Below are 16333 nucleotides of genomic sequence, written 5' to 3' on the forward strand. Positions count from 1 at the left end.
GGATTATGTCAATTTTAGATTCAAAAATACCAAGCGGTCCGATTGCAGAAAAGTGGACCAAGCATAAAAATGAAATTAATCTTGTTAATCCTGCAAACAAGAGAAATATAGACATTATAGTTGTTGGTACTGGATTAGCAGGTGCTAGTGCTGCAGCAACTTTAGCTGAATTAGGTTATAATGTAAAAACATTTTGTTTTCAAGATTCACCAAGACGTGCGCACTCTATTGCAGCACAAGGTGGAATTAATGCTTCAAAAAATTATCAAGGCGATGGCGATTCTGATTATCGCTTATTTTATGATACAGTTAAAGGTGGTGATTACCGCTCTAGAGAAGCTAACGTATACCGCTTAGCTGAAGTTTCAAGTAATATTATTGATCAGTGCGTAGCTCAAGGCGTTCCTTTTGCACGTGAATATGGTGGCTTACTCGACAACCGTTCATTTGGTGGTGTGTTAGTTTCAAGAACTTTTTACGCTAAAGGCCAAACTGGACAGCAACTGCTACTTGGCGCATATTCAGCTATGAACCGCCAAATTAATCGAGGAAAAATTCAGGCTTTTAACCGTCATGAAATGATGGATATTGTAAAAGTTGATGGAAAAGCACGAGGGATTATCGCTAGAAATTTAGTGACTGGTGAAATTGAACGCCATTCGGCTCATGCTGTTGTATTAGCTTCAGGTGGTTATGGTAATGTATTCTTCTTGTCAACCAATGCCATGGGAAGCAATGTTACTGCTGCTTGGAGAGCTCATAAAAAAGGTGCATTTTTTGCTAATCCTTGCTTTACGCAAATTCACCCAACTTGTATTCCAGTTTCTGGTGACTTACAAGCTAAATTAACCTTAATGTCTGAGTCATTAAGAAATGATGGACGTATTTGGGTACCAAAACATAAAAAAGATGCCGAAGCCATTAGAGCTGGCAAACTTAAACCTACTGAAATTAAAGAAGAAGATCGCGACTACTATCTAGAACGTCGTTATCCAGCTTTTGGTAACTTAGTTCCTCGTGATGTAGCTTCACGTGCAGCAAAAGAAAGATGTGATGCTGGCTATGGTGTTAATAAAACCGGACAAGCTGTTTATCTCGACTTTGCAAGTGCCATAGAACGTTATGGGAAAGAAAAAGCCTTTTCTTCTGGTCATAAAAACCCATCTCAGGAGGAAATCATAAAATTAGGTAAAGAAGTGGTGGAGTCTAAATATGGTAACTTATTTGATATGTACCAGAAAATTACTGACCAAAACCCATACGAAACACCAATGATGATCTTCCCTGCTGTACATTACACAATGGGCGGACTTTGGGTAGATTATAACCTGATGACCACTATTCCTGGCTGTTATGCTGCTGGTGAGGCAAACTTTTCAGACCACGGCGCTAACAGATTAGGTGCTTCTGCGCTTATGCAAGGTTTAGCTGATGGATATTTTGTATTACCTTACACTATTGGTGATTACTTATCTAGCGACATTCAAACTGGCCCTATTTCAACAGAAACTAAAGAGTTTGAGCAAGCTGAAAAAGAAGTTCGTGATAGTTTAGATCGATTAATGAACATTAAAGGCGATAAACCTGTTGATTATTTCCATAGAAAATTAGGTTTAATTATGTGGAATAAATGTGGAATGTCTCGTAATGAAAAAGAACTAAAAGAAGCGATTGAAGAGATTGCTCAACTTAGAGAAGAGTTTTACAGCAATGTTAGAATTCCTGGCAAAGCAACTGTAAAAAATGCAGAACTTGAAAAAGCAAGTCGTGTTGCAGATTTCTTAGAGTTAGGTGAATTGTTTGCAAAAGATGCTTTAGAGAGAAATGAGTCTTGTGGTGGCCACTTTAGAGAAGAATACCAAACTGAGGATGGAGAAGCCCTAAGAGATGATGAAAATTACCGTTATGTTTCTGCTTGGGAATATAAAGGACAACCTAAAGACGCTGTTTTACACAAAGAACAGTTGATTTTTGAAAATATTGAATTAAAAACTAGAAGCTATAAATAAGATCATTATGAAGCTTAAATTAAATATATGGCGTCAAGAAGATGCCAACGCTAAAGGACAATTTGAGAATTACGACTTAGATGGAATTGATGGCGATATGTCGTTTTTAGAAATGTTAGATGTTCTTAATAACAATTTAATTGAACAAGGAGTTGAACCCGTAGAATTTGACCATGATTGTCGTGAAGGTATCTGTGGAATGTGTTCGCTTCAAATTAATGGCGAGCCTCATGGGCCAGACCGTCGCGTGACCACTTGCCAATTACATATGCGTAAATTTAAAGATGGAGATACCATTACTATTGAACCGTTTAGAGCGAAAGCATTTCCTGTCGTAAAAGATTTAGTAGTAGATCGCTCTGCTTTTGACCGTATTCAACACGCAGGTGGCTATATTTCTGTAAATACTTCAGGTAATACTCAAGACGCTAACTCTATCCCTATCGAAAAAGAAAACGCAGACATGGCCTTTAATGCTGCAACATGTATTGGTTGCGGCGCTTGTGTTGCTGCATGTAAAAATGCAAGTGCGATGTTGTTTACATCAGCCAAGGTTTCACAATATGCATTGTTACCACAAGGTGAAGTTGAAGCAACCGAGCGTGTCCTTAATATGGTTGAACAAATGGATAAAGAAGGTTTTGGTAATTGTACCAATACAGGTGCCTGCGAAATTGAATGCCCTAAAGGCATTTCGTTAGAAAATATCGCGCGCTTAAATCGTGAATATTTGTCAGCGAGTTTTAAAGGTTAATATATTAAGTAACAAATAAAAAAAAGCACCTTTTATAAGGTGCTTTTTTTTGTTGCAATGTTTTTAGCTGATTGATTCTTCAACACCTTTAAGCATCACCTGAACTAAAGTTTTTAAATCATATTCATGTTTCCAATTCCAATCATTTCGTGCAGTAGTATCCTCAATACTTGATGGCCAAGAGTCAGCGATAGCTTGTCTAAAATCGGGTTTATAATTGATTTTAAATTCTGATAACTTCAACCTAATCTCTTCGGCTAGCTCACGTGGTGTAAATGAAATTCCGCCAAGGTTATAAGATGAACGTACATTAATTTTACTACTGTCAGCTTCCATTAATTGTATGGTTGCTTTAATAGCATCATCCATATACATCATTGGTAAAGCGGTGTCTTCATTTAAAAAAGATGTGTAAACTTCACCTTTAACGGCGCTATGAAAAATTTCTATTGCGTAATCAGTTGTACCGCCACCAGGTGGTGTTTTATAGCTAATTAGTCCAGGATAACGAATACTTCTAACATCAACACCATAACGTTTATGGTAATATTCACACCAACGTTCACCGGTTTGTTTACTAATGCCATATACTGTGCTAGGTTCCATTATGGTTTGTTGAGGTGTGTTAAACTTTGGTGTAGTTGGACCAAAAACGGCAATACTTGATGGCCAAAACAGGTGTTTTATTTTTTGTTCTTTAACAAGATTTAGAACATTAAAAAGTGAGTTCATATTCAATTCCCAAGCTTTCATCGGAAATTTTTCGGCAGTTCCACTTAACATGGCAGCCATCATATAAACCGTGTCAATATCATAATGCATAATCACGTCTTGAAGCTGTGTGAAATTTGTTGCATCTAAGACTTCAAAAGGTCCAGAAGCCATTAATTCGGCAGAACCTTCTCTAATATCACTCGCAATAATTGTATCTTTACCGTGTTTTTGACGCAATGTAGTAGTTAATTCAGAACCAATTTGACCACATGCGCCAACAATTAACGTCTTTGCCATAATTTAATAAATTTATGCAAATATACAGATTGGAAGTAGCCCATAGATTAATTATTTCATAATTATAAATCGATAATATCTCTTATATTTGATAATATCTTATAAATCAGATTAAATGACTAAGTATTTTATAGCTTTTGCTCTAGTTATATGCTGTTGGTCTTGTAGCCAAACTCAAGAAAAAACAGCATCAAAAAACACTGATTTCTACGCTTTAAAATTAAGCGTTGATACCATTTCTATTGCTCAACTTTCTAATAAAGCTGAAGAATTTGCAAATGAATGGGATGATTACCTTGCCATTAAAACTGAAATTGCAAGAACAAAAGCGATGAATATTGGAGACGCACTAAACAATGCTGAAAATATTATTCGCATAAGCGATTCTCTTAAGGCCAGTTTGCCTGACACTTTTAATATAGAACCTATTAAAGCTAGGTTAAAACTAATGGAGACACAAGCTAGAAATCAACAACAACTCTTAGCTCGAAAAAGTCAGGACACATTAGCGATTAAAGAAAGTATCTATAAACTTATACAAAGTTTTAGCAGTTTAAATACACAAATTAATGAATGCTTTATTGAAACGCCTCAATTCATTGAGCCCAAAAATTAAATTAGTTGCAGTTTTAATCTTCACAGTTAATCTCAGTTTAGCACAAGAACATGAAGAAAAGATTAACCAAACACTAAACCATTGGCATAAAGCCGCTGCGAGTGCTAATGCTGAAAAATATTTTAATTTAATGACAGAAGATGCTGTTTTCGTAGGCTCAGATGCCGATGAAGTTTGGAGCCTGAAAGACTTTAAAACTTTTGCTATGCCTTATTTTAAAAAGGGTAAGGCTTGGACATTCACTTCTATAAAACGAAATCTTTATATAAACTCTAAAAATATAGCTTGGTTTGATGAAGTATTAACCTCAACACACATGGGTTTGTGCCGTGGTAGTGGTATTGTAGAATTAGTTGATCATCAATGGAAAGTTAAGCATTATGTGTTATCTATTCTCGTTCCCAATGAACTCGTCGATCAAGCTAATGAACAAAAAAAACAACACGATAGTGAATACATTAACAAGCTTAAAAACTAAACATTTTAGAAAAGTTGAAGTCTAAGTTGTAACGATATCAAAAAAACAAGACTTATATAACATATAAAATAGAGTAAACCTATGAAAATTAAACATTTAGCTTTGTCTGTAGCAGCGCTAGGCCTTGCAGCTAGTTGCTCAACTAACGAAACACAAAAAGATGCGCCAGGTATTGATGTTGAATACATGGATACTAGCGTAAGACCTCAAGACGACTTCTATACCTACGTGAATGGAAAATGGAATGAAACCGCTAAAATACCTGACGATAGAACATCTTGGGGCGGATTTCAAATATTAAGAAAGCAAACCGATGCTGATGTTTTAAATATTTTAGAAAAAGCTGAAGCTTCTGGAAAATATGATAAAAATACCGATCAAGCTAAAGCTATTGCGGTATTCAATTCAATTATAGATACAGAAGCGCGAGATGAAAAAGGTGTAAAACCAGTTATGCCTTACATCAATAAAATTGAAGCAGTTACCTCAACAAGTGAATTACAAGAGTTGTTAGCTAAAAATCCTTCAGCAATATCGGCACCATTTTTTGGACTTTCTGCCTACTCAGACCCGAATGACAGTAATATAAATGTAGCCTACATCGGAGTTGGTGGTTTAGGTTTACCTGACCGGGATTACTATTTGAAAGAAGATGAGGATTCTAAAAAAATTCGCGAGCAGTATATCGCTCATGTCGCTAGAATGTTAAACTATATTGGCGAAACTGATACCGAAGCTAAAGCTGAGCGTATTCTAGAATTGGAGACTCAGCTAGCTGAACCTCGTTTAGATAAAGTAGCGCGTCGTGATTTTAGAAATTACAATAACCGCTTTCATGTAGATGACTTAAATACTGTTGCTGAAAACATCAACTGGAAAAGTTTCATGTCTGATTTGGGAATGGAAAAATTACCAGATACCGTTTTAGTTATGGAACCTAAGTATATGAGTCAATTAGACCAAATGTTAGTTTCTACTCCTATTGAAGACTTAAAACTACTTACAAAATGGGCCACATTTAATGATGCAGCAGGACAACTTTCTTCTGAAATTGAAAAAGCTAATTGGGAGTTTTACAGTAAAACATTAAGCGGTGCGAAAGCTCAAAGACCTATCAAAGAACGTGCCCTATCAGTAGTTAACAACACTATTGGTGAAGCTGTAGGTCAGTTATATGTCGACGAAAAATTTCCACCAGAAGCTAAAGAAAAAGCTGAAGCTATGGTAACTAATGTAATTTCTGCATTCAAAAAAAGAATTGATAATTTAGAATGGATGACAGATTCGACTAAGACTAAAGCTATTGAAAAACTTAACAAATTCACCGTTAAAATTGGTTATCCAGATGAATTTAAAGATTATTCAGACTTAAAAGTCGACAAAAACAAATCTTACTACGAAAATATGTTAGCAGTTAGCGAATGGAATTTTAAAGACAATTTATCTAAAATCGGTAAACCAGTAGACAAAACAGAATGGGGCATGTCTCCACAAACTGTAAATGCTTACTTTAACCCATTGTATAATGAAATTGTTTTTCCTGCAGCTATCTTACAACCACCGTTTTACGATTATAAAGCTGATGCAGCTGTAAACTACGGCGGAATCGGTGCTGTAATTGGTCATGAAATTTCACATGCATTTGATGACTCAGGTGCCCGTTTTGATGCAGATGGTAATCTTAAAAATTGGTGGACTGATGAAGACTTAGAACAGTTTACAGCCCGCGGAGAAAAACTGGCAGCACTTTACAGTAGTATTGAAGTTCTAGACAGCGTTTATATTAATGGTAAATTTACTTTAGGTGAAAACATTGGTGACTTAGGTGGTGTTTTAGGCGCTTACGATGGTTTACAAATGCATTTAAAAGAAAATGGTAATCCAGGCAAAATCGAAGGCTTTACACCAGAACAGCGCTTCTTTTTATCATGGGCAACCGTTTGGCGTACTAAGATGAGAGACGAAGCATTAAAAACTAAGATTAAAACCGATCCACATTCTCCAGGACAATACCGTGCATATGTACCATTACAAAATGTAGATGCATTTTATGAAGCATTTGACCTTAAAGAAGGTGATCAATTATATTTAAAACCTGAAGATCGGGTAAGAATTTGGTAAACTCAAATAAAAATAAATCGAATAGAAGCCTTTTAGAAATTACAAAAGGCTTCTTTTTTTTTAAATAAATAGAAACTACACAAAAAGAATTATATTTATAACTTCAGTTGAAGTTTATAGATATGAGAAAATTCTTAAAATGGTTCTTAGGCAGTATTCTATTGCTAATTATTATACTTTATGTAACCGATTACAATTATATTTTAAAAGGTATTCGAGTTGTTTACTTAACAGGTCATACCACAGCTTTTATAGATGATTATAAGTACTTTGACAACCGAAGTATTGAAAATAAAATTGTTCAAAATTGGCCTGAGGCTAGCACTTATAATTCTATTAAACCTACACAACGTCTAGATTCGGTTAACAACGCGCTTGGTACCACCGCTTTTTTGATTATTAAAAATGGAGAAATTATTTATGAAAACTATGCACCTGAATATACTAAGGATTCAAAAACTAATTCATTTTCGATGGCTAAAAGTATTACGACAAGTTTACTTTTTAAAGCAATTCAAGATGGTTACATCAAAAGTTTAGAACAACCTATCACTGATTTTTTTCCAGACTTTAAAGGTGAGTTTGCTAAAAATACTACAGTAGGCGATTTAGCTTCGATGGCTAGCGGACTTAATTGGGAAGAGCACTATTACAGTCCATTTTCTATGACGGCTCGCGCCTACTATGATGATGAAATTGGCGAACTAGTCAACAGCTTAGAGGTTAACCAAGCTTCAGGACAAAACTTTAAATATTTAAGTGGCAATACCTTATTACTGGGAATGATTATTAGTAAAGCAACTCAAAAAAGTTTATCTGAATATTTGAGTCAAAGCTTTTGGCGTCCTTTAGGGATGCGTCAAACAGCCTATTGGCAATTAGATAACGTTGAAAGTGGCATTGAAAAAGCCTACTGTTGTATCGCTTCTAATGCACGTGATTTTGCTAAAATAGGACAGTTGTTTTTACAAAATGGCAGTTGGAATGGAAAACAAATCATAGACACAAGTTATGTGAAACTGGCTACAAAAGCGCGTTTTAAAAAAAGCCCACAGTATGGCTATGGCTTTTGGCTGAGTAATTATAAAACTAAGCAACTATTTAGTATGCGTGGTATTTTAGGTCAATATGTAATTGGCATTCCTAAAGACAATTTAATTATTGTTAGGCTTGGTCATCATCGGTCTAAAGAAAAAATCAATCATTTCCCGAAAGATTTTTATATTTATATAGATGAAACCTACCAAATGCTAAACCAAATCTAACATGTTACACAAACTTCAACTTGAGCATATTTTATTTTTAGATATTGAAACTGTTCCAGCTTATGAGAATTTTTCAGACTTACCTGAACAACTTCAACTATTATTTGCTTCTAAAACAGCCTATCGCCGTAAAGGTGAAATTTCACCAGAAGATTTTTATTCTAGTGCTGGTATTTGGGCTGAGTTTGGGAAAATTGTTTGTATTTCTGTTGGATACCTCGTAAATCAAGGAAGCGAACAACAGCTAAGACTAAAAAGTTTATATGGTGATGAAAGAGAATTATTATTAGAGTTCAAACACTTGCTAAACGATCATTTCAATTTACCTTATCACCTCTTGTGTGCTCATAATGGCAAAGAATTTGACTTCCCTTACATCGCTAGACGTATGCTTATTCATGGAATTTCATTACCTGAAAAACTTCAACTATTTGGTAAAAAACCTTGGGAAATTCCGCATTTAGATACCTTAGAATTATGGAAGTTTGGTGACTACAAACATTATACTTCATTAAAATTGTTAACAGCAATTTTAGGAATTCCGTCGCCTAAAGATGATATTGATGGAAGCCAAGTTCGTGACGTATTTTACAACGAAAAAGATGTTGACCGAATTATAAAATACTGCGAAAAAGATGTTTTAGCGATTGTTCAAGTCTTGAGGAAATTACGTCAAGACCCCTTGTTAGAAGAACATCAAATAAAGTCGGTATAAATCATTTAATTATGAGAAAATTTATTTCATTATGCATTATTAGCTTCGGTTTATTTACTAAAGCACAAACAACTGCCATAGTAGACCAAAACTTCGAACGAGCTTTGATCGACCTTAATATTGATAGTGATGCAACAATTAATGGTCAAGTGCTTACCGCTGATATAGAAAATTTAGTCGTATTAGATTTTTCTTCTCTTAATGCTATTGATTTTCAATATTTAACACCAATTACCGATTTTACAGGTATTGAAGATTTTGTCTCTTTAGAAGTCATCAACCTCAGTGGAAATCGATTTATAAATATAGATGATGAAAATGCCGATTTTTTAAATCAGAATCTAAATTTAAGAGAAATCTACATGTACGATATAGATGGCGGAGAAGTACATATTGAATTTAGTCAGTTAGATGTGAGTCAACTTGAGTTACTTGAATATGTAGACATAAGAGGTAATGGAGAAAGACAGCTTATCATTGATAATCCTAATTTTAACTACTCAGGAATTACGATAGATATTCGCGCAAATAATTTATTAAGACCTTCAGCCGAAAATTCTTTAGATTCAAATTCTATTACGAATCACACTTGCATCAAAGTTAATCACCCTGAAGATGCCAATAACCAAAATACACCTTATGATACATGGACGATTATTGATAATGAATTTACATCTTATAGTTTTTCATCTAATTGTAATTTGAGCCAAACAAATATTGAAATGCCTAACGATATCTTTATTTATCCAAATCCAGTTAAAGATGTATTAAAATTTAGCAACCCACATCAAATTGAGATTAACCATGTTGAAGTGTTTGATATCAATGGAAAATCTGTCATCACTTTTGATGATCCCAATCAAAAAATTAATTTGAGTAATCTAAAAAGCGGTCTATACTTTATCAACATTAATTATATCTTACATCTAAAATTTCTTAAGCAATAACTTAAGTAAAACAAAAAAGCTTCCAAAACTGGAAGCTTTTTTTGATAAAATTATACTAGCTTAAAACTTATTCTTCCATAACTTTTACATTATTAGAGCGATCAACATCAGCCATAAGTTGGCTTGGGTCAATTTCGATCTTAGTTACAGCATAATTTGTAACTGGCAACTCTAATTTGTATGTTGGGTAAGCCCAAGGCCAATCTTCTTCAACTGTTTCAAAGCCAGGTTTTTCCCAGCGCATAATACGTAAAGGAATATAAAATAACTGCTTAGAACCATCTTTATAAGTCAATTCGACTTCAATTGGCATAGGCATCAAGCCTTTTCTTTCTAGATTTATTACAATTGTGTTTTGTGTCACATCATTAGAAACTGAAGCAATAGAATAATCAACTTTGTTAGTAGTTCTCGTCCAATCATTTAGATACCAACTCAATTCTGCGCCACTAACCTTTTCAGCAACACGAATAAAATCGTTTGGTGTTGGGTGTTTAAACTTCCATTCATTGTAGTAGCGTTTAATCGTTTGGTCAAGTAAATCTTCACCTATGATATAGCCTAATTGTGCCATAAACACAGCACCTTTTGAATAAGCTGAAATACCATAAGCTTGATTGTATTGATAACGATCGGCATGTGTTGTTTGTGGTTGTTCGAAGCCTGAATTAGCTAAACTCACATAACCTCTATAAGTTCGATCAAATGGAAATTCAGGATTGTTGTTCATGACCTCATTTTCAGCTAAAGTTGAAATATAGGTTGTAAAACCTTCATCCATCCATTCGTGTTGTGCTTCATCAGTAGCTAAAAGGTGTTGAAACCAAGCATGCGCCATTTCATGAGCAGTTACTCCAACTAAACTTCCAAAACTGCGTTCACCTGTAATTAATGTACACATGGCATATTCCATACCGCCATCACCACCTTGCATAACCGAATACTGTTCGTAAGGATATTGGCCAATATGCTTATTGAAAAACAAAAGTAAATCCTCAGTTTTAGACTGAAGGTTTTCCCAATTATCTTTTATTTTTTTATTGTCCTTGTATAAGAAATGAAGCGTAGTACCATCACTAGCCACACGTTTATCGTGAATATAGTCTGGATCTGCGGCCCAAGTGAAATCATGTACATTGGGTGCAACAAAATGCCAAGTTAAAGTTTTACCTTTTCGTTTTACTTTAGTGCCTTCATCTTGATAGCCATAGCCAACTTCATTAGGATTTTGGATATAACCTGAGCCACCTAAAATATAGTCTTTATCGATGGTGATTTTTACATCAAAATTTCCCCAAACACTATGAAATTCTCGACCAATATAAGGATCTGCATGCCAACCTTCGAAATCGTATTCAGCTAATTTTGGATACCATTGCGTCATGGAAAGAGCAACACCTTCAGCATTATTTCGACCTGAACGTCTAATCTGAACTGGAACTTGACCTTTAAAATTCATGTCTAAAGTTGTGCTTTCTCCAGGTAAAATTGGGTTGGCTAACTTAACTTCTAAAACTGTTCCAGCGACTTCATAAGCAACTTCTTGACCATCTTGATAAAGAGAGTTAACTTTCATAAAACCGATTTCATCATCTTTAAGTTTTGAAATTCGATCGCCAACTCTTGGATCTGGATCTTTAATTGTTCTTGAACGAACATCCATCTCACTACCTGGCTGAAAAGCATTAAAATAAAGGTGATAAAAAACTTGAGTTAAAGTATCTGGTGAGTTATTAGTATATACTAGTTCTTGCTCACCATCATATTGATAATTTTCTACATCAAAGTCAACCTCCATCGTATAATTGACACTTTGCTGCCAATAGTTTGTGTTATTTCGCTGAGCAAAATTTAAAGTTGACCATAAACAAAGACTTAAAATTAAAAGTTGTTTAAACATAAGTTTATAGTTTTGAAGCATAAATTAAGGCATTATACATATTTACCATTTTGCCAGACTTTGAAAGCTCATTAAAAGCCTTTTTATTTTCTGGGTCTCCACCAACATTCACTAGCATTGAAGAAGATAAACCACTATTCATGATAGCTTCTTTAACTTGTGCAGCCGTTAATTTTGGATATAAAGAACGAATCATCGCAGCAACTCCAGCAACATTTGGTGATGCCATTGAAGTACCTTGTAAAAACTCGTATTTATCTAAAGGAACTGTTGAATAAATGGCAGAGCCAGGTGCAAAGACATCAACATCATCTTTTCCGTAATTAGAAAAACTTGAAACTAAGTTTTCGCTGTAGCTTGGTGTAATAGAACCAACATTAATAAAGTTATTAGCAATTTCAGAAGTTTGCCCAGGCCATTCATCATTAGGGTAAACACGGTTTTCATCTAAATCAATACCTTCGTTTCCTGCTGCATTAACAATTAAAACATCGTTTTCTTCTGCATACTTAATAGCATCGTTTACCCAATCTGTGTGTGTTGAAAAGTATTTTCCGAAAGAGGTATTAATTACTTTTGCGCCGTTATCTACTGCATAACGAATACCTAAAGCAATGTCTTTATCGTACTCATCACCATCTGGAACAGCACGAACACTCATGATTTTTACATTTGAAGCAGCACCGCTCATTCCTACATCGTTTTGACGTGATGCTGCTATAATACCTGCGACATGGGTTCCATGTCTAGCATCTGCTTTTTTTGGGTCTGGTCCTGTAACTTGGTTATTTCCGTAGTATTTAGTTGACCAATCGTCTGGATTATCACCTAATTTTTCAGCACGTGCGTTTAAATCAAGGTTGTAATGATAATCTAGCTGACTTTGGAAATAATTTATACCACCATCTAACTGTTCGATAGCTGCAGAAATATCTTCACCAACATTGTTCATAATATTAAGCATAAACATTTTTTGTTGAGATAATGCTGCATCATTGGTTTCGAGTGCTTTAAGATTTTCGATGGTTAGTGGTTTACCTTTAAGTGAGTCAGTTAAGTTTACTTGAGCGACTTCAACTTGTTTTTTTAGACCTTTGTAATAATCTGAATTCTGCTTAGCTTTTTGAACATCTTCATCGAATTCAGCTTTGGCTTTCATGTACATTTCGTACTCGGCTTTATTTTCAGCTGAAATATCTTCAGCTGTTTTACCATCGTACTTAGACTTAAGGTCACGAACAATTCTTGTTTTTTCAAGATTTTCTTCAACAATATCTCCTAAGAAATTCCAACCGTAAACATCATCTACATAACCATTTTTATCATCATCAATATTATTATTTGGTATTTCATCTTCATTAACCCAAAGTACGTCTTTTAAATCTTCGTGTTCAATGTCTATACCACTATCAACAACCGCAACAATTACTGTTTCGCCTTCATAATCCTTGATGAGTTCTTCATAAGCGCGATTAATACTCATTCCGGGAATAGTATCGGTCAATAAGTCTAATGACGACCATGATTTACGCTGATTTTCGTCTAGTTGAGAAACCTTTGTTGTTTCGTTATTCTGATTATTTAAAGCTGATGCTTCAAATTTAGGGCCGCTAGCACAGCCAACTAATAACCCAGATGCAAGTATAAAGCCTGTGGTTTTTTTAATTGAATTTATATTCATGATAAAAGATTAATTAAATAATTCGTTAAATGTATAGGTGTTGTGGTGTCGTGCACCCTTTTCAGTATCTTTAAGTGTAATGATTTCATTATGCGCATCATGCTCTAAAAACAAGAAGTAATCATTATTAACAGCTTCTTCGAGAAATTCTTTTTTCTCTTTTAGAGTTAACAAAGGCCTTGTGTCATAACCCATCACAAAAGGTAGCGGCACATGACCAGCAGTTGGAAGTAAATCGGCTGCAAAAACAAGTTTTTTTCCTTTGTAGTTAATAATAGGTATCATTTGTTTGTCGGTATGGCCATCTACAAATAAAACTTCAAAACCAAGCTCATCATAGAAATGACGTTTTTGGCTTCGCTGTAAAAATTCAAGCTGTCCTGCTTCCTGCATGGGCAAAAGATTCTCTTTTAAGAAAGAAGCTTTTTCTCGATCGTTAGGATTTATAGCCCAATCCCAATGCTCTTTATTGGTCCAAAACTTAGCATTTTTAAAAGCTGGCTCATAACCAGTTCGGTCTTTATTCCACTGAACACTACCACCACAATGGTCAAAATGAAGATGCGTCATAAAAACGTCTGTAATATCATCACGAGTAAACCCTTTTGCTTTCAATGATTTATCTAAGCTGTGGTTGCCCCAGCGATAATAATAACTAAAAAACTTTTCGCTTTGTTTATCGCCCAAGCCTGTATCTATTAAAATAAGGCGCTTGCCATTTTCTATAAGTAAGCTTGTGGCTGCAATATCAATCATGTTATTCGAGTCGGCAGGATTAGTCCTTTGCCATAAAGATTTTGGTACTACGCCAAACATAGCGCCTCCATCAAGCTTAAAATTTCCTGTTTCAATAGGATGTAAGGTCATACAAATAGTTTAAATTGCAAAATACTAAAACTGTCTTAACTATAGCTTTCATATAATTTGAATTATGCTATTTTTAACAACAAAATTTTAACAATGGTAGAATTAGCAGGAATTATAATTTTAGGTATCATGGCACAATGGTTTGCTTGGCGGTTTAAAATTCCAGCTATTTTACCCTTAATTTTAATTGGTTTGCTTGTTGGGCCAATAGCTACACTATTCACCGAAAATGGAACTAAACTAATAGAACCCATCTGGAATGGTGAATCTGGATTGTTTCCTGGAGAAAGTCTATTCTATTTCGTTTCATTAGCCATTAGTATAATTTTATTTGAAGGTGGTTTGACTTTACGCCGTGGAGAAATATTAAATGTTGGTCCTGTAATTGTAAAGTTAATTACGGTTGCCGTTGCTATAACATTTGTTGGTGCTGGTATTGCTGCCCACTTTATTCTTGGTCTTAGTTGGCAAATTTCATTATTGTTTTCGGCACTGATTATTGTAACCGGACCAACGGTAATATCTCCCATTCTCAGGAACATACCACTTAAGAAAGATGTTTCTGCAATTTTAAAATGGGAAGGTATTTTAATTGATCCTATTGGTGCATTAATTTCGGTTTTAGTATTTGAATTTATTATGGCTGGTCAAGGTGAAGCTTACACAACAACAGCTTTAATCGAGTTTGGAAAAATTGTTTTATTTGGTTTTACGTTTGGTTTTACTTTTGCCCATGCCTTAGCTTTTGCGATAAAGAAGAAGGTAATCCCGCATTACTTATTAAACGTTTTTACTTTAGCAACTGTCTTAGGTGTTTTTGTTTTAGCAGATCATTTTGCTCATGAAAGCGGCCTTTTAGCGGTTGTTGTAATGGGTATTATCATGGGAAATACCAACTTACCTAATTTAAAAGAACTTCTGTATTTTAAAGAATCTCTGAGTGTGCTTTTAATTTCAATTTTATTTATCCTGCTTGCCGCAAATATTAATTTTGAAGATCTTATGCTGGTTTACAATTGGGAAACACTTATTCTATTTGTAGTAGTGGTATTTGTTGTAAGACCAGTTGGCGTATTTTTAAGTAGCATAAAATCTCCTTTAAAAACCAATGAAAAAATCTTTGTGAGCTGGGTTGGACCTAGAGGAATCGTGGCTGCAGGTATTGCCTCTTTATTTGGGTTACGCTTAATGGGGCAAAACATACCAAATGCCGAATTAATAACTCCTTTAGTATTTACCGTTGTTTTGGGTACTGTTTTATTAAACGCCACAACAGCGCGCCCATTCGCTAAATTAATAGGTGTATATCTAACAGATTCAAAAGGTATTTTAATTGTGGGCTCTTCCTCATTTTCGCGTCTTATCGCTAAATATCTTATCGACAATAACCGCCATGTAGTTATCGTCGATAATAACAAAAGCAACATCGAAAACGCTAAAAAAATGGGTATTGACGCTATTAACTCTAATATTTATTCTGAAGATTTAATCGATAACATAGAGCTTAGCGATGTTGGTTACTTGATGGCGCTTACAGGAAATGCATCTGTAAACAAAAAAGCTATTGAGAACTTTGCAAAAAATTTTGGTGAACACGGAACCTTCAGAGTAATCTCTTCTGAAGAAATGGAAAACCCTGAAGAAAATCCTAAAGAAGGCTTATTTTCTCATACAGATGATTACATAAAATTAGTAAATTTAACAAGACGTTACCCTAAAATTCATGAAATTGAACTTAATTCAAAAGAGCATTATAACGGCTTAATTGAAATAAGTAAAGGAAATAGCGATATTATTCCGTTGTTTATTAAAGACAATGAAGGTAATCTTGAAATTATACCTTCAGACAGTACTTCGGTTGAAGTTGCCGAGGATGATAAACTAGTTTACCTCGGCAAAGAGTTTGAAAAAGAAAACTCTGACGAAGTCTTAGAAGAAAATACACTAAAAGCCTAACCACCAATGATTA

General features: G+C 34.6%; 13 protein-coding genes. 9 read left to right on the forward strand and 4 right to left on the reverse strand.

Features of this window, described 5'->3' with window-relative positions; translation table 11 throughout:
* Positions 1 to 5 precede the first annotated feature (5 nt).
* The gene (locus IMZ30_RS04375) at positions 6 to 2009 is read left to right on the forward strand and encodes a fumarate reductase/succinate dehydrogenase flavoprotein subunit (protein ID WP_207039318.1); all 2004 of its coding nucleotides are present in this window, start codon (positions 6 to 8) and stop codon (positions 2007 to 2009) included.
* Positions 2010 to 2016: 7 nt separating this feature from the next.
* Positions 2017 to 2763 carry a succinate dehydrogenase/fumarate reductase iron-sulfur subunit gene (locus tag IMZ30_RS04380; RefSeq protein WP_207039319.1) on the forward strand — a complete coding sequence of 249 codons (747 nt, stop codon included), beginning with the start codon at positions 2017 to 2019 and terminating at the stop codon, positions 2761 to 2763.
* A gap of 63 nt (positions 2764 to 2826) precedes the next feature.
* On the opposite strand, the gene IMZ30_RS04385 is transcribed toward IMZ30_RS04380, so the two are convergent.
* Positions 2827 to 3777: an NAD-dependent epimerase/dehydratase family protein gene (locus IMZ30_RS04385; protein ID WP_410523999.1), complete on the reverse strand. Its 951-nt coding sequence runs from the start codon at positions 3775 to 3777 to the stop codon at positions 2827 to 2829.
* Between the two features lie 112 nt (positions 3778 to 3889).
* On the opposite strand from IMZ30_RS04385, the gene IMZ30_RS04390 reads away from it, so the two are divergent.
* The 6 genes from IMZ30_RS04390 to IMZ30_RS04415 all read left to right on the forward strand — a co-directional run bounded on the left by IMZ30_RS04390 (position 3890) and on the right by IMZ30_RS04415 (position 9916).
* Positions 3890 to 4390, forward strand: coding sequence for a hypothetical protein (locus IMZ30_RS04390; protein ID WP_207039321.1), 501 nt, complete (start codon positions 3890 to 3892; stop codon positions 4388 to 4390).
* Positions 4344 to 4868, forward strand: a complete 525-nt coding sequence (locus IMZ30_RS04395) for a nuclear transport factor 2 family protein (RefSeq protein ID WP_207039322.1) — start codon at positions 4344 to 4346, stop codon at positions 4866 to 4868. The genes IMZ30_RS04390 and IMZ30_RS04395 overlap by 47 nt, the downstream gene beginning before the upstream one ends.
* A gap of 81 nt (positions 4869 to 4949) precedes the next feature.
* Complete coding sequence (locus IMZ30_RS04400) at positions 4950 to 6989, forward strand: M13 family metallopeptidase (protein WP_207039323.1); 2040 nt, start codon at positions 4950 to 4952, stop codon at positions 6987 to 6989.
* A 122-nt stretch (positions 6990 to 7111) separates the two neighbouring features.
* Positions 7112 to 8254: a serine hydrolase domain-containing protein gene (locus tag IMZ30_RS04405; RefSeq protein WP_207039324.1), complete on the forward strand. Its 1143-nt coding sequence runs from the start codon at positions 7112 to 7114 to the stop codon at positions 8252 to 8254.
* A 1-nt stretch (position 8255) separates the two neighbouring features.
* Positions 8256 to 8969 (forward strand): 3'-5' exonuclease, encoded by a 714-nt coding sequence (locus IMZ30_RS04410; protein ID WP_207039325.1) that lies wholly within the window; start codon positions 8256 to 8258, stop codon positions 8967 to 8969.
* Positions 8970 to 8980: 11 nt separating this feature from the next.
* Positions 8981 to 9916, forward strand: coding sequence for a T9SS type A sorting domain-containing protein (locus tag IMZ30_RS04415; protein ID WP_207039326.1), 936 nt, complete (start codon positions 8981 to 8983; stop codon positions 9914 to 9916).
* Positions 9917 to 9983: 67 nt separating this feature from the next.
* Here the strand turns inward: IMZ30_RS04415 and IMZ30_RS04420 are convergent, their stop codons facing one another.
* From IMZ30_RS04420 to IMZ30_RS04430, 3 genes are read right to left on the reverse strand one after another with little or no spacing between them, the layout of a single operon-like run.
* Positions 9984 to 11816 (reverse strand): M1 family metallopeptidase, encoded by a 1833-nt coding sequence (locus tag IMZ30_RS04420; RefSeq protein ID WP_207039327.1) that lies wholly within the window; start codon positions 11814 to 11816, stop codon positions 9984 to 9986.
* A gap of 4 nt (positions 11817 to 11820) precedes the next feature.
* Positions 11821 to 13497, reverse strand: coding sequence for a S8 family peptidase (locus IMZ30_RS04425; RefSeq protein ID WP_207039328.1), 1677 nt, complete (start codon positions 13495 to 13497; stop codon positions 11821 to 11823).
* Positions 13498 to 13506: 9 nt separating this feature from the next.
* Entirely contained in the window at positions 13507 to 14364 is an 858-nt protein-coding gene (locus IMZ30_RS04430) for an MBL fold metallo-hydrolase (protein ID WP_207039329.1), read from the reverse strand.
* A gap of 93 nt (positions 14365 to 14457) precedes the next feature.
* Between IMZ30_RS04430 and IMZ30_RS04435 the strand changes: the two genes are divergently transcribed.
* A complete protein-coding gene (locus IMZ30_RS04435; RefSeq protein WP_207039330.1) occupies positions 14458 to 16320 on the forward strand; it encodes a cation:proton antiporter in 1863 nt (620 codons plus the stop codon).
* The last annotated feature ends 13 nt before the right edge of the window (positions 16321 to 16333 follow it).

Origin of the sequence: Psychroflexus sp. ALD_RP9 (genome assembly GCF_017311165.1) — a bacterium.
In the GTDB taxonomy this organism is placed as follows: domain Bacteria; phylum Bacteroidota; class Bacteroidia; order Flavobacteriales; family Flavobacteriaceae; genus Psychroflexus.